Here is a 14524-nt window from a genome sequence, read left to right on the forward strand (position 1 = left end):
CGGGCGGGCAGTACATACGGATGATGTGGAGAACCCATGGCTCATCTGGGATCGAGACGCGGCCGAGTACTCGCTCTGCCTGCCGGTCTCGCGCTCACGGCCTCGCTCGGCTTCCTTCCGACCGGCGCATCCGCCGCGGTTCTGAGCGACGCCCCGGCGACGGCCGCCGTCTCGACGGACGGTCCCAAGCTGTCGTACGTCGTCAACATCGAGGGGGGCCGCTGGACGGCCGCCTCGGTGAAGAAGGCGATTGCCGCGGCCGGTGGCACGGTGGTCATCTCCTATGACCAGATAGGCGTGATAGTCGTCCACTCGCAGAACCCCGAGTTCGCGAAGACGATCCGGCAGGCCAGGGGCGTGGTGTCGGCCGGTTCGACGCGCACCGCCCCGCTCTCCGTCCAGACCGACACCTCTGTCGGCGAGGGCGGGCAGGCGCTCACCGCGGCCGAGGCCACGGCCGCCGCGGCCGGTGCCACGGACGAGCAGGACCCGCTCGAGCCGCTGCAGTGGGACCTGCCCGCCATCAAGGCGGACAAGGCCCACCAGAAGACGCTCGGCAGCAGCAAGGTGACGGTCGGCGTCATCGACACGGGTGTCGACGACACCCACCCGGACCTGGCGCCGAACTTCGACGCCGCCGCCTCGGCCAACTGCGTGACCGGCGCCCCGGACACCACCCCCGGCTCGTGGCGTCCGAACCCGGGCGAGAGCGACCACGGCACGCACGTCGCGGGCACCATCGCCGCCGCCAAGAACGGCATCGGCGTCACCGGTGTCGCGCCGGGCGTGAAGGTCTCGGGCATCAAGGTGTCCACCCCGGACGGCTTCTTCTACACCGAGGCCGTCGTCTGTGGCTTCGTGTGGGCGGCGGAGAACGGCGTCGACATCACCAACAACAGCTACTACACCGACCCGTGGCTGTTCGCGTGCAAGAACGACGAGGACCAGAAGGCCCTGATCGAGGCCGTCACCCGTGCCACCCGCTACGCGGAGCACCGGGGCACGGTCAACGTCGCGGCGGCCGGCAACTCCCGGATGGACCTGGCGGCGGACGAGCTCACGGACGTCACCAGCCCGAACGACACCACGCCGGTGACGCGGGTCATCGACCCGCAGGAGTGCTTCGACTACCCGGCGATGCTGCCGGGCGTGGTCACGGTCTCCTCCACGGGCGCCAAGGACCTGAAGGCCTCGTACTCCAACTACGGTGACGGTGTCATCGACGTCGCGGCGCCCGGCGGCGACCGCACCGAGTACCAGACCCCGGGCGCCCCGGCGGTCAACGGCCGCATCCTGTCGACCACGGTCAACGGCGGCTACAACTACAAGGCCGGTACGTCGATGGCCTCGCCGCACGCCGCCGGTGTGCTCGCGCTGCTGAAGTCGACGCACCCGTACGCGAGCCCGGCCGCGCTCAAGGCCCTGCTGTACGCGCAGGCCGACGACCGCGCCTGCACGAACCCGTACGACATCAACGGCGACGGTGTCGTCGACGCGGTGTGCGAGGGCGACGAGAGCAAGAACGGCTTCTACGGGGCCGGTCTGGTGAACGCGCTGGACGCGGTGCGCAAGTAAGCACGTAAAGCTGTAAGGAGAGGCCCTGGTGTGGTGCGCCACACCAGGGCCTCTTGCATGGCACTGGGTGCCATCATGCCGTCCATGGACAACACAGTGCGTACAGGTACGGAGTTGCTGTGGTCGGCCCTGGGTGGCGATCCGGCCCTGCTCGACCGGGTGGCGTACGGAGGTCCTTCGGGGCTGCTGTCGGCCCGGCTGCCGGTGATGGACCTGGCCCGGGCGACGGTCGCGGTCGCGGGCCTGGCCGCGGTGGAGCGGGCGGACGTTCGGGGGCCGGTCCGGGTGGACGACGGGGCGGTCGCCACCGCCTTCGTGAGTGAGCGTCATCTCCGGGTCGACGGCCGGGTTCCGGTCAACTTCGCGCCGCTGTCCCGTTTCTGGCGGGCTTCTGACGGCTGGGTCCGTACGCACGCGAATTATCCGCACCACAGGGCGGCGTTGCTGCGCGCGTTGGGCTCGGCGAATTCGGTGGAGGCCGTGGCGGCGGAGATCGCCGAGCGGAAGGCCGTCGAGGTCGAGACGGCGGTGTACGCGGCCGGGGGCCTGGCGGTCGCCCTGCGCACGCCGGAGGAGTGGGCGGCGCACGAGCAGGGCCGGGAGGTGGCGGCGCGGCCCCTGCTGACCCGGGAACGGCTGGACGACGCGGCCCCGAGGCGGCGTTCGGGCCCTCTGCGGGTCCTGGACCTGACCCGGGTCATCGCCGGTCCTGTCGCGACCCGGACGCTCGCGCTGCTCGGGGCGGACGTTCTGCGGATCGACCCGCCGGGCAACCCCGAACTGCCCGACCAGCACGCGGACACGGACATCGGGAAGCGGACGGCCGCGCTCGACCTGGACCGCCCTTCGGACCGGCGTACGTTCGACGAGCTGTTGGACGCGGCCGACGTCCTGGTCACCGGCTACCGCCCCGGCGCCCTGGACCGCTTCGACCTCCACCGGCCCGGCCTGGTGATCGCCCGGCTCTCGGCGTGGGGCGACTACGGGCCGTGGGGCGAGCGGCGCGGCTTCGACAGCCTGGTGCAGGTGGCGACCGGGATCGCGGTGACCGAGGGCTCGGCGGCACAGCCGGGCGCGCTGCCCGCGCAGGCCCTGGACCACGGCACGGGCTACCTGCTCGCGGCGGCCGTACTGCGCTCCCTGACCGAGCAGGACCGGGACGGCGGCACCCGTCTCGTACGCCTGGCGCTGGCGCAGACGGGCCACTGGCTGACGCACGCGCTCCCACGGCGGGCCGTGGAGGACCCACAGGGACCCGACTACGAGCCGGAGCACTGGCTCCGAGAGACGACCGGCCCGCTCGGCCGACTGCGCCATGCCGTGTCGCCCGTCTCGTACGACGGCGGCCCAACGTCCTGGCCGCACCCACCGGGCCTCGCGGGTACGGACACACCCACCTGGCTCCCCGCCTGACCGCCGGGCATCGCGGGGCTCGACGCGTGAGCGCGCGCTGTTGGCGGGCGCCGTGGCGCGCGGTGCCCGTAGCCGCACGCCGGGCGCGGCCGGGGAGCCGCCCGGCGGGCCGGCCGCGGTGGCTCGGCGGGAGCGCGGGGCGGTGGGCTACGGCTTGACGAGGACCTTCAGTGCGGTGCGCTCGTCCATTGCCTTGTAGCCGCCGGGGACGCCGTCGAGGCCGACGGTCAGGTCGAAGACCGGGGAAGGGTCCAGGCGGCCGTCGAGGACGTCCGGGAGCAGCTCGGGGATGTACGCGCGGACCGGGGCGACGCCGCCGCGCAGCGCGATGTTCCGGTCGAACATGACGGACAGGTCCAGGCCCGTGCCGGAGCCGTGCGGGACGCCGACGTAGCCGATCGAGCCGCCGTCGCGGGCGATGGCGACGGCGGTGCGCATCGACTGCTCGGTGCCGACGGCCTCGATGACGGCGTGGACGCCCTGGCCGCCCGTGAGTTCGCGGACGGCGGCCTCGGCGGCCTCGCCGCGTTCGGCGACGACGTCGGTGGCGCCGAAGGTCCGGGCGATGTCGGTACGGACGGTGTGGCGGCCGAGCGCGATGATGCGGTCGGCGCCGAGCCGCTTGGCGGCGAGGACGCCGCAGAGGCCGACGGCGCCGTCGCCGACGACCGCGACGGTGGAGCCCTTGCGGACGCCCGCGCCGAGGGCTGCGTGGTGGCCGGTGCCCATGACGTCGGAGAGGGCGAGGAGCGCGGTCAGCAGGTGGTCGTCGGAGGCGGCCTCGGCGGGCAGGCGCACGAGCGTGCCGTCGGCGAAGGGGACGCGGACGGCCTCGCCCTGGCCGCCGTCGGAGCCGACGGAGCCCCAGAAACCGCCGCGCGGGCAGGAGGTCTGGAGCCCCTCGGCGCAGTAGTCGCACGTACCGTCGGACCAGACGAAGGGGGCGACGACGAGGTCGCCTGCCGAGAAGCCGGAGACGTCCGAGCCGGCCGCCTCGACGACCCCCAGGAACTCGTGGCCAATACTCCCCCTAGGCCCTAAGGGCCTGGGGGGACCCCCAGCCCCGGCTGGCGGGCGGACTCGCCGCGGTACGCCCACAGGTCGCTGCCGCAGACGCAGGCGCGCAGCACCCGCACGACGACGTCGGTGGGGTCCTGGATCACCGCGTCGGGCACGTCCTCCACGCGTACGCCTGGGTGAGCACGCCCAGGGTCAGCAGGTACTGGGCGGCGAGGTAGGTGGCCATGACCCAGAAGTCGGGGACCGGCAGCTGGGGCCACCCGGCGACCCCGCTCGCGATGAGCGTGTCGGAGAGCAGGAACAGCGCGCCGCCGGCGCCCGCGGTGAGCCCGAGGGAGCTCGCGCGGTAGGCCATGGCGGTGAGCAGGAGCGAGTAGCCCGCGACGGGGATCCGCAGCTCGGCGGGGAGGTCGGGCCACAGGAGCGCGACGGTGCCGACGAGGGCGACGGTGTACGCGATGCCGAGGGGGACGGACGTACGGCGCCGGCCGAAGAGCACCAGGTAGCAGACGTGTCCTGCGGCGAAGGAGCCCATGCCGACGAGGAAGGCCCAGTCGGCGTCGGAGAGCAGGAAGACGTCGCCGCCCCAGCCGAAGAGCAGTGCGGCGATCAGGAGCTTGGGGGCGCCCCGGGTGGCGGTGTACGCGGCGAGCAGCGGCATCAACAGCGGCTTGGCGATCCGGTGACCGAGGTCGGCGCCGGCGAGGAGGGAGACCAGGTCGACGGCGACGGCAAGCGCGAAGACGGCGAGGAGGGCGCGGGAGAGCGTGCTCGTCACGGTGGCGGCGGAGGTACGGGCGGCGCTCACGCGGCGGGCTCCGCGGCGGCGGGTCCCGTGCCGTGCGGCGGCAGCGGCGCCGGCTGCCAGCCCGGCCCCCGGAAGACGCGCCCGGCGCGCTCGCGCCAGCTCGTCGCGGCCCGTATGTCCCGGGCGATGGCGGCGTACTCGTGGGTGGCGACGCGCAGCGGGTTGTAGGTCTCGATGTTCTTGGTGAGGCCGAAGACGGGCTTGGTGGTCTCCCCCACCCAGGAGCCGAACATCCGGTCCCAGACGATGAGGATGCCGCCGAAGTTCCGGTCCAGGTAGCCGCCCTGCGAGGCGTGGTGGACGCGGTGGTGGGAGGGCGTGTTGAGGACGTACTCGAAGGGGCGGGGGAGCTTGTCGATGCGCTCGGTGTGGATCCAGAACTGGTACACGAGGTTGATGGAGTAGCAGAACGCGACGGCGGCCGGGTGCACGCCGAGGGCGATCATCGGCAGGTAGAACGGCCAGGAGGTCAGGCTGGTCCAGGGTTGGCGCAGCGCGGTGGTGAGGTTGAACTTGCGGCTGCTGTGGTGCACCACGTGGCAGGCCCAGAGGATGCGGATGACGTGGTGTCCGCGGTGCTGCCAGTAGTAGAAGAAGTCCTGGGCGAGCAGCATCAGCGGGATCGTCCACCACAGGACGGGGGCGCGGAGCGGGGTGAGCTCGTAGACCGCGGTGTAGATGGCGACGATCGGGATCTTCCAGAGGAAGTCGAAGACGAGACTGCCGATCCCCATGCCGAGGCTGGTGGCGGCGTCCTTGGTCTCGTATCCGGCGGCGTCCTCGTCGGGATGGAGCCGGTAGCTGACCATCTCCAGGACGGTGAGCAGGACGAACGCCGGTATGGACCAGAGCACGACATCGGGCAGGTTCGGCATGCCGACGACGGTAGAGGGGCGGGTCGGTGCTCGGCTAGACGCTGTTACCAACAAGTATGCAAGACGACTTGTCAGCAAGCTTTGGCACCTTCCGACAAGGGAGGCTCCTCCTCACACCCCCGCCGCACCGAGCAGCGAGCCCGCCCCGTACGTCACCGCCATCGCCAGTGCCCCGCCCCCCATGTTGCGCAGGACCGCCCTCCCCGGTGGGGCCGCGCCGAGGTGGGCGCTCCACCAGCCGGTGACGGTGAGGGCGGCCAGGACGGAGAGGACCGTGATCCAGAGGCGGGTCGCGGCGGGTGGGAGGACGATCGCGAGGAGGGGGAGCAGGGCGCCGACCGTGAAGGCGAGGAAGCTCGCGGCGGCGGCGTGCCAGGGGTTGGTGAGCTGGTCGGGGTCGATGCCGAGCTCCACGCGCGCGTGGGCGCGCAGGGCGTCGCGTTCGGTGAGTTGCTCCGCGGCCTCGCGCGCGACGTCCGGCGAGAGGCCGCGGTCCGTCAGCAGGCCGGTCAGCTCAGCCAGTTCCGCCTCCGGCTGGTCGCGCAGTTCGCGTCGCTCGACCGCCAGGGCGGCCTTCTCCGAGTCGCGCTGGGTGGAGACGGAGACGTACTCCCCCGCTGCCATCGACATCGAACCGGCGAGCAGGCCCGCCAGACCGGCGGTCAGGAGCGCGGCCTGCGACTCCGTCGCGCCGGCGACGCCGACGACGAGGCCCGCGGTGGAGACGACTCCGTCGTTGGCTCCGAGCACGGCGGCCCGGAGCCAGTTGAGACGGGTGCCGAGGTCTCCGCCGTGGGCCTCGTCGTGCACAGGGGCATCAGTCACACCCGGGAGGGTCTCACCCGGTCGTTCACCAGACGCGGACCGACCCGCCCGGGGCGAACGCCGGGCTCGTGGCGTCCGCCGGGGGCTCCTTCAGGGGCTCGGCGATCTCCTCGACGGTCGGCCCGTGGACGGCCGCCAGGGAGTCCAGGAACGGCAGGTCGAAGCCGTAGACGCGGGCCGCGTTGTCGCCGGTCATCGCCGCGACCTCCTCCCTCGGCAGCCCCGCGTAGGCGATGCGGAGGCCTTCGCGGGAGTACGGTGTCGTGCCCTCGTCGTGCGGGTAGTCGCTGCCCCACATGATCTTGTCGAGGCCGATCCGGTCGCGCAGCGGCACCTCGTGCGGGCGCATGAAGCTCGCGCCGACGAAGCAGTTGTCGCGCCAGACCTCGCTGGGGCCCTTGCCCATGGACTCCGCGAGGCCCGCGCCGAACTTGGACTCGGCGGTGGCGGCCCGCGAGGCCGCCGCGACCAGGCGCGCGTGGTAGTAGTCCAGCATCTCGACGACCCCGGGGATCCAGCCCGAGCCCTGCTCGGTGAGGACGAGCTTCAGCTCGGGGTGGCGGCGGAAGGCGCCGCCGAACACCAGGTGCCACAGCGCCCGGTGCGAGAACCAGGTCGTCTCCACCATGAACACCGCGCGCGCGGCCGGTTCGTCGCCGAGCGGCGGAGAGGCGGAGCCGCCGTGGTGGTTGACCGGGACGTCCAGCTCCGCGCAGACCGCCCAGATCGGGTCGTACGTCTGCGAGTACAGCTCCGGGATCCCGCTGCCGGGCGGGGCGCCGGGGAGCAGGACGCCGCCTGTGAGGCCCGCTTCCTTGGTGCGGCGGATCTCCCGTACCGCCTCGTCGACATCGTTGAGGAGGATCTGCGCCACGCCCGCCCGGCGGCCGGGCGCGTCCGCGCAGAAGTCGGCCAGCCAGCGGTTGTGCGCGCGCAGTCCCGCCCAGCGCTGCTCGAACTCCTCGCGGGTCGGCGGCGGGGCCATCAGGGAGGCGGAGGGGAAGAACGGCGGGATGGTGTTGGGGAAGACGACCTCGGCGACGATCCCGTCCGCCTCCAGTTCGCGCAGCCGGCGCTGGGAGTTCCAGTTACGGTCGGCGGTGTCGGCGAGCAGGTCCTCGTAGGGGTTGACGTAGCCGGCCGCCCAGGCGTCGAAGGCGTCGTGGTGCTTCTTCTCCAGGTACGGCTTGTAGTCGAGGAGGTCCGCGCCCGCGTGGCAGTCGGCGGAGATCACGGTGTAACGGTCCGTCATGGCGTCACCCCCAGGGTCGGGAAGTCGTGGTCCGTCAGCCAGTGGCGGCCGACCTCGCGTGAACGCGCCCAGGACGCCTCCACGGCCGCCTGGTCGGGCGACTGGCCGAGGTCGGCGGGGGTGGGGCCGATGCGACGGGCTATTGGATCCAATGTCCGGACGTCGAATCCGAAGACCTCCGCAGCGGCCAGTCCCAGCATCCGCCGCGACTCCGCCACCGGGATGTCGTGGAACGTGTTCCGCAGCCACGCGCGCGTGTTGGGCCAGGTCCCCTCCGGGTGCGGGAAGTCCGAGCCCCAGAGGATGTTGTCCACGCCGATCTCGTACCGCTGCGCAAGCTCGCGCCGCTTGGTGTTGGTGGCGCAGACGAAGACCTGACGGTCCAGGTACTCGCTCGGCGGCCGCTTCAGCTCCGCGAACGGGGAGAGCTTCTTGCCGCCATGGGCACCGAGATAGAGCCGGTCCATGAACCAGAGCAGGTTCGGCAGCCACCAGCAGCCCGACTCGGCGACGCCGAACCTCAGCCCCGGGTGCCGCTCGAAGACCCCGGACCAGAGCAGGAACCACAGCGGCCTGGCCGGCCACCAGGTCACCTCGCTGACGTAGATGCCGAGATGGTCGCCGTACTCCTCTCGCGGCGCCGCGCCCGAGTGGGTGACGAGCGGCATCCCGGTCTCGGCGGCGGTCGCCCAGACCGGGTCGTAACGCCGGTCGTGGTACGGCTCCTTGTCCACCCACATGGAGGGGATCATCAGCGCCCCGAGCCCGGACTCCTTGGCCCGGTGGATCTCGGCGACGACCTTCGCGGGCTCGGCCGTGATCGGGAGCAGCGCCACCCCGCAGTGCCGCTCGGGGTTCTGCCCGACGAACTCGGCGAGCCAGCGGTTGTGGGCCTGCGCCCCCGCCATGCCGAGCTCCGGGTCCTGGTCGCCGGAGAGCCCGAGGCCGACGCCGAAGGGCGCGGCGGTCTGGCTGTCGACGGCGTCCGCGTCGGGGAAGACGACCTCGGCCGCCACGCCGTCGCCGTCGAGCTCCTTGAGGCGCTGGGCGGCGTCCCAGCCGCCCCGCAGCCCTTCCTCGTTGTCGCTGAACCACTTGTTGGCGAAGTCCTCGTTGCGCACCCCGAGCCGGGTCATCGCCTCGCGGCGGGCGTCGCGCCCGGCGAGGAACTCGTCGAAGGCGCGGTGGAACCGGGGATCGAGATAGGGCCGGTAGCGCTCGGTGGGCGGACCGGCGTGACAGTCGGAGGAGATGATCAGATACGGGTCCTCGTGGCTCATGGTCACGCCCCTCAGTCGAGGATGAAGTTCTCCAGATAGGACGGGTTGGCGCGGTCGAGCATCGACTGCGAGCGCGCCCGGATCTGCCGGTCGCTGTGCTCGCTCGCCGGGAGCATCCAGAACCGGTCGGCGCGGATGCCGTCCACGACGTGCTCCGCGACCTCCTCGACGGGCGTGAAGGCGACCTCGTGCCCGGCGTCCTTCATGGCCGCCTCCCACTGATCGAGGCTGCGGTACGGGGTCCTGCGCGGCCGCTGCTTGGCGTACCGCTCGGGCCGGTTGCGGTGCGACTCCCACAGGCCGGTGCGCAGCATGTGCGGGCCGGGGAAGAGCACGGACGCCCCCACGCGCGCGTGCTCGGCCTTCAGATGCGCGTACAGCGACTCGGTCATCGTGACGACGGCCGCCTTGGTGACGGCGTAGACGGAGGCGGTGGGCAGCGGGGCGATCCCGCCGTCGCCGGAAGAGGTGTTGACGACGTGTCCGGGCTCGCCGCCGGCGAGCATGCGCGGGACGAAGGCCTGGATGCCGTGGAAGACGCCCCAGACGTTGACGGCGAAGGCCCACCTCCAGTCGTTGGGCTCGTGCTCCCACATCCGGCCCTCGGCGCCCGATCCGACCCCGGCGTTGTTGCACAGGACGTGCACGGCGCCGAAGGTCTCGAACGCCGCGTCCGCGAACGCCCCCACGGACCCCGCGTCGCTGACGTCGACGGTACGGGCGAGGATCTGCGCCCCGTCCTCCATCAGCTCCTCGGCCGCCTTGGCGAGCGCGGCCTCCTCCACATCGCCGAGGACGACGGCGAGCCCCTCGGCGGCGAAGCGGCGCGCCATCGCCAGCCCGATGCCGCTCGCCGCGCCCGTGACGACCGCGACCTGCCCCTGCCGCAGCTCCATCACACGCTCCCTTCCGGCGGGCCGTCGAGGATCTGCTGCGGGTCGTCGTAGCGCTGGTGGATGTACGGCAGGAGGGCCTGGGCGCTCACGCGTTCCACGACCCGGCCCTTCTGGTCGGTGGTCTTCTCGCCGATCGTGATCTCGACGATGCGGCGTACGGGCAGGTCGGCGACCGGGTCGTACATCGACTCGCGCAGCACGATGTCTCCGGTCACCTGCTCCAGCTTGCGGACCTTCTCGTTGCGGACGCAGTGGACGAGGACGGGGTCCGCGTCGAAGCCCGTGCCGTCCACGCCCGGCAGGAACTTGAAGTAGAAGTCGGTCTTCTCGGCGGGCTCGGGCACGGGCAGCGGGCCGGAGACCGCGCCGCGCACCTCGACGAAGGCGATGCCGTGCCGGGCGAGGGAGGCGCGGACGACGAGCCCGTCGCGTTCGACGACGACCTCGCCGAGCTTCTTCGGCTCGCCGAAGACCTCGCGGCCGCCGATGAGGGCCCGCTCCAGGGTCATCGGCATGACGAGCGGATACCAGCCCTCCTGGTCGCCGTGGGCGGCGGCGACGGCGACCGAGCCGGCGCCGAGGGGATAGCCGGGGAGGTCGACCTGGCTGATGTTCGCCCGGACGAGGGGCCGCTCGGTGGGTTTCAGCGGGGGCGGCAGGACCGCCGCGACGACGTCTGGATCGGTCTCCCAGACGGCGACCACGCCCGTGGACCAGATGTCGGGAAGCTTGCTGCTCTTGGCGCGGGCCGCCGCAATCTCGGCGTCGGTGCGCGCCCCGTACCGTACTCGTGCCATGACGTACCACCCTTCAGGGACCGTCGGCCTGTAACACAGTTACACCGGTCGCGATGAAGGGTAAAGAGCCGTGCAGGCAAGAGAATTGGGGGGATCGGGATGGCGCGCAGCGCACTCACCCGCGAGGAGGTCCTGGAGACCGCCGCCGCTCTGGTGAGGCAGCACGGCCCGGACGCCCTCACCATGCGCAAGCTCGCCGCCGAGCTCGGCACGGCGGTCACCTCGATCTACTGGCACGTCGGCAACCGCGAGTCCCTGCTCGACGCGCTGGTCGAGCGGACGGTCGCCGATCTCTCCGCGATCACCCCGCGCGGCAACACGCCCGCCGAGCGGATCGTCTCGGTGGCCCGCGCGCTCCGTCGCGATCTGCGGGACCGCCCGCATCTGGTGGCGATGGTCCACGAACGGGGCCTGACGGAGCGGATGTTCCTGCCCGCCCAGCGCGCCCTGGCCCACGAGGTCCACGCGGCGGGCCTGCGCGGCGCTCGGGCGGCGGAGGTGGTCAGGGCGGTGCAGGTCCAGGTCGTGGGCTACGTCCTGGTGGAACGCAACCGCGAACGGGCCCCGGTCCAGTCCCCCGGCGAGGAGGAGCTCTGGGAGACGGAGACGACGGAGCCGGACGACCCCGCCCTCGCCCGCGCCCTGGCCCGCCCGATCGACACGGAGCGCCTCTTCACCACGTCTGTACGGGCACTGGTGGACGGCCTGTTGGGCACGCCTAGGTGATCGGCTGACCCGGCCGGTTAATTTCCGGTGGCACGCACGCGTGGGGCCGTCCTAGGGACCATCTGCTGCGGCTGTACGGCTCCGGCGTGCCGGACCCGTGCCGCACGGACGGGCGACGGCGGCGGCCGGTGCGGGCGGTCGGAACGTGTTCCGCGCGCTCCTCGACGGCGACGTCGTGCCGGACAGCGCGACGGGGACGGTCACCGCCTGCTGCCGGGCCCGGTGGACGGCTGCGGTCTCGAACAGGTCGCGGCCGGGGACCTGGTGGCGAGCCTCGGGTGACCGCGCGCGCCGGCTCCGGTGAACTCGCCCACGGGGCGAGCGCCGTGACCGTCGCGCGTCAACCGGGCGGCCGGTTCCGGGTGCCTGAGGGGGCACCGGGGAGCGGGCGTGTCAGTAGGGGCCCGTATTCTCAGTGACCATGCTCGACGACCGTACGACAGCAGCAGCGTGGCCGGCCGCCTACCCACAGGGGTACGCGGTCGTCGACGTGGAGACCACCGGACTCGCCCGCGACGACCGGATAGTGTCGGCTGCCGTCTACCGCCTTGACGCCCAAGGCGATGTCGAGGACCACTGGTACACGCTCGTCAATCCGGAGCGGGACCCCGGGCCGGTCTGGATCCACGGCCTGACGCGTGACGTCCTCGAGGGCGCGCCGCTCTTTCCGGAGATCGCCGCCGAGTTCTCCGAGCGGCTCGACGGCCGTGTCCTGGTGGCGCACAACGCGCTCTTCGACTGGTCGATGATCGCCCGGGAGTACGCGCGGGCCGAGCGCACCGCGCCCGTGCGGCAGCGGCTGTGCACCATCGCGCTCGCCAAGGAGCTGGCCCTGCCGCTGCCCAACCACAAGCTGGAGTCGCTGGCCGCGCACTTCGGTGTCGTGCAGCAGCGGGCGCACCACGCGCTGGACGACGCGCGGGTGCTCGCGGAGGCCTTCCGGCCGAGTCTGCACGCGGCGGCGGAGCGGAACGTACGGCTGCCGCTCCTGGAGTGCCGGCCGCTGACGGAGTGGGTCTCCACGCCCGCTCCGGCCCGGATCGGCTACCAGGCCTCGTACCACGCGAACGGCTGGCGTCCCTCGCGGAAGCGGCCGCCGTGCCCGTATCCGAACCCCGGGCGATACGAAGCGGACAAACCGCTCAAACAGGGCATGCGGGTGGCGTTCTCGGGTGACACCTCCATCGACCGCGAGCTCCTGGAGGACCGGGCGGTCGAGGCGGGGCTCCATGTCGCGACGAGCGTGTCCCGGCTGACGAGCCTGCTGGTGACGAACGATCCGGACGCCGCCACCTCCAAGACGGTGAAGGCGAAGTCCTTCGCCACCCCGATCGTCGACGAGGCCGCCTTCACCCAGCTGCTGCGTGACGTGGCCCCGGCAGACGGGTGACGCGCCGGGCGTGCCGCCCACGCCTCGCCCGCCTCGCGCAGCACCCTGTGGCGCATGGCACGTTGCGAGGTCTGCGGAAACGATTACGGCATGTCCTTCGAGGTGCACGCGCAGGGCGCGGTGCACGTCTTCGACTGCTTCTCCTGCGCCATTCACCGCATGGCGCCCGTCTGTGAACACTGCCGGGTCCCGATCATCGGCCAGGGTGTCGAGGCCGAGGGGAAGTGGTACTGCGGCGCCCACTGCGCCCGCGCGGAGGGAAAGGTGGGCATCGTCGACCACGTCTGACCACAACCCCCGTGCGTGCACCCCATGACCACAGTTGTACGGTCATGGGGTGTACCGCTTCCTGTTGTCCCGGCAGTGGGTGATCCTCACCCTCATCGCCCTCGTCCTCGTCCCGACGATGATCGAGCTGGGCTTCTGGCAGTTCCACCGGCACGAGCGCCGGGTCGCGCAGAACGCCCTGATCGCGGACAACCTCAAGGCGGAGCCCCTCCCCGTCGAGAAGCTGACCTCCCCCGGACACACCGTTCCGCGCGCCGACTACTGGCGCCGGGTCACGGCCACGGGCACCTTCGACAGCGCTCACGAGGTTGTCGTCCGCCGCCGGACCTCCGCCGACGATCAGGTCGGCTTCCACGTCCTGACGCCGCTGGCGCTCAAGGACGGCCGGGTCGTGCTCGTCAACCGCGGCTGGGTCCCGGCCGCGGCCGACCAGAAGGCGTACCCCCCGGTCCCGCCCGCCCCCAAGGGCGAGGTGACCGTGACCGGCCGGCTCAAGGCCGACGAGACGACCGGCGCCAGCGGGATCAAGGACCTGCGCGGGCTGCCGGACCGTCAGGTGATGCTGATCAACAGCGCGCAGCAGGCCGAGCTGACGGGCCGCACGGTGCTCGGCGGCTATATCGAGCAGACCGCGCCCGAGCCGGCCGGAGGCTCCCCCGAGCTGATCCCCGAGCCCGACCACGACTCGATCGGTGCGCACATGGCGTACGCCGTGCAGTGGTGGCTCTTCACGGCCGGTGTGCCGGTCGGCTGGGTGATCCTGGTGCGCCGCGAGAAGCGCGACCGGGAGGCCGTGGCCCGTACGGACAGCGGCGCGGGCACGCCCGAACCGACGGGCGCGGCGCAGGCCACAGTGTCCCGCTGATTGACCGTCGCCTCAGGCGGGAACACGCCAGAGCGTGACGCAACGTATCGACGACTACGCCCTCATCGGCGATCTGCAGACCGCCGCGCTCGTCGGACGCGACGGGTCGATCGACTGGCTGTGTCTGCCGCGCTTCGACTCGGCCGCCTGCTTCGCCGCGCTCCTGGGCGACGAGGACAACGGTCACTGGCGGATCTCACCCAAGGGCGCCACGTCCTGCACCAGCAGAGGCTACGCCGGCGACTCGCTGGTCCTGGAGACGTACTGGGAGACCCGCACCGGCACCGTGAAGGTCGTCGACTTCATGCCGCAGCGTGACACCGCGCCCGATGTCATGCGGATCGTGGAGGGCGTCAGCGGCACCGTCGAGATGAGCGCGGTGCTGCGGCTGCGCTTCGACTACGGCTCGATCGTGCCGTGGGTGCGGCGCAGGGGGGGGGGGGGGGGGGGGGGGGGGGGGGGGGGTAGGGGGGGGGGGGGGGCCTCATCGGCCACCGCGCGGCAGGATTAAGTT

Annotated in this window: 13 protein-coding genes and 2 pseudogenes; 7 read left to right on the forward strand and 8 right to left on the reverse strand. The window is 72.2% G+C overall.

The window, feature by feature from the left end; all coding sequences use genetic code 11:
* Positions 1-36: 36 nt before the first annotated feature.
* Positions 37-1575 carry a S8 family peptidase gene (locus ACZ4VI_RS34015; RefSeq protein ID WP_468005661.1) on the forward strand — a complete coding sequence of 513 codons (1539 nt, stop codon included), beginning with the start codon at positions 37-39 and terminating at the stop codon, positions 1573-1575.
* Between the two features lie 84 nt (positions 1576-1659).
* Complete coding sequence (locus ACZ4VI_RS34020) at positions 1660-2988, forward strand: CoA transferase (RefSeq protein ID WP_468005663.1); 1329 nt, start codon at positions 1660-1662, stop codon at positions 2986-2988.
* 147 nt (positions 2989-3135) lie between these two features.
* Here the strand turns inward: ACZ4VI_RS34020 and ACZ4VI_RS34025 are convergent.
* The 8 genes and pseudogenes from ACZ4VI_RS34025 to ACZ4VI_RS34060 all read right to left on the reverse strand — a co-directional run bounded on the left by ACZ4VI_RS34025 (position 3136) and on the right by ACZ4VI_RS34060 (position 10741).
* A pseudogene (locus tag ACZ4VI_RS34025) lies at positions 3136-4172 on the reverse strand (zinc-binding dehydrogenase).
* The gene (locus ACZ4VI_RS34030; RefSeq protein WP_468005665.1) at positions 4148-4816 is read right to left on the reverse strand and encodes a lysoplasmalogenase; all 669 of its coding nucleotides are present in this window, start codon (positions 4814-4816) and stop codon (positions 4148-4150) included. Before ACZ4VI_RS34030 ends, ACZ4VI_RS34025 begins: the two are co-directional and overlap by 25 nt.
* Positions 4813-5691 (reverse strand): sterol desaturase family protein, encoded by an 879-nt coding sequence (locus ACZ4VI_RS34035; protein ID WP_468005666.1) that lies wholly within the window; start codon positions 5689-5691, stop codon positions 4813-4815. Before ACZ4VI_RS34035 ends, ACZ4VI_RS34030 begins: the two co-directional genes overlap by 4 nt.
* 111 nt (positions 5692-5802) lie before the next feature.
* Positions 5803-6516, reverse strand: a complete 714-nt coding sequence (locus ACZ4VI_RS34040) for a VIT1/CCC1 transporter family protein (RefSeq protein ID WP_468005668.1) — start codon at positions 6514-6516, stop codon at positions 5803-5805.
* Positions 6517-6541: 25 nt separating this feature from the next.
* Positions 6542-7768 carry an amidohydrolase family protein gene (locus tag ACZ4VI_RS34045; protein ID WP_468005670.1) on the reverse strand — a complete coding sequence of 409 codons (1227 nt, stop codon included), beginning with the start codon at positions 7766-7768 and terminating at the stop codon, positions 6542-6544.
* Positions 7765-9048 carry an amidohydrolase family protein gene (locus ACZ4VI_RS34050; protein WP_468005671.1) on the reverse strand — a complete coding sequence of 428 codons (1284 nt, stop codon included), beginning with the start codon at positions 9046-9048 and terminating at the stop codon, positions 7765-7767. Before ACZ4VI_RS34050 ends, ACZ4VI_RS34045 begins: the two co-directional genes overlap by 4 nt.
* An 11-nt stretch (positions 9049-9059) precedes the next feature.
* Positions 9060-9944, reverse strand: coding sequence for an SDR family NAD(P)-dependent oxidoreductase (locus tag ACZ4VI_RS34055; RefSeq protein ID WP_468005673.1), 885 nt, complete (start codon positions 9942-9944; stop codon positions 9060-9062).
* Positions 9944-10741 carry an acetoacetate decarboxylase family protein gene (locus ACZ4VI_RS34060; RefSeq protein ID WP_468005675.1) on the reverse strand — a complete coding sequence of 266 codons (798 nt, stop codon included), beginning with the start codon at positions 10739-10741 and terminating at the stop codon, positions 9944-9946. The genes ACZ4VI_RS34055 and ACZ4VI_RS34060 overlap by 1 nt, the downstream gene beginning before the upstream one ends.
* 99 nt (positions 10742-10840) lie before the next feature.
* Between ACZ4VI_RS34060 and ACZ4VI_RS34065 the strand changes: the two genes are divergently transcribed.
* The 5 genes and pseudogenes from ACZ4VI_RS34065 to ACZ4VI_RS34085 all read left to right on the forward strand — a co-directional run.
* Entirely contained in the window at positions 10841-11467 is a 627-nt protein-coding gene (locus ACZ4VI_RS34065) for a TetR/AcrR family transcriptional regulator (RefSeq protein ID WP_468005676.1), read from the forward strand.
* A gap of 415 nt (positions 11468-11882) precedes the next feature.
* Entirely contained in the window at positions 11883-12857 is a 975-nt protein-coding gene (locus ACZ4VI_RS34070; RefSeq protein WP_468005677.1) for a DEDDh family exonuclease, read from the forward strand.
* A gap of 54 nt (positions 12858-12911) precedes the next feature.
* Positions 12912-13145 (forward strand): hypothetical protein, encoded by a 234-nt coding sequence (locus ACZ4VI_RS34075; protein ID WP_468005679.1) that lies wholly within the window; start codon positions 12912-12914, stop codon positions 13143-13145.
* 49 nt (positions 13146-13194) lie between these two features.
* Positions 13195-14010: an SURF1 family cytochrome oxidase biogenesis protein gene (locus ACZ4VI_RS34080; protein WP_468005681.1), complete on the forward strand. Its 816-nt coding sequence runs from the start codon at positions 13195-13197 to the stop codon at positions 14008-14010.
* A gap of 34 nt (positions 14011-14044) precedes the next feature.
* A pseudogene (locus ACZ4VI_RS34085) lies at positions 14045-14524 on the forward strand (trehalase-like domain-containing protein); the annotation flags it as partial.

The organism is Streptomyces sp. NPDC029169, from assembly GCF_055563935.1.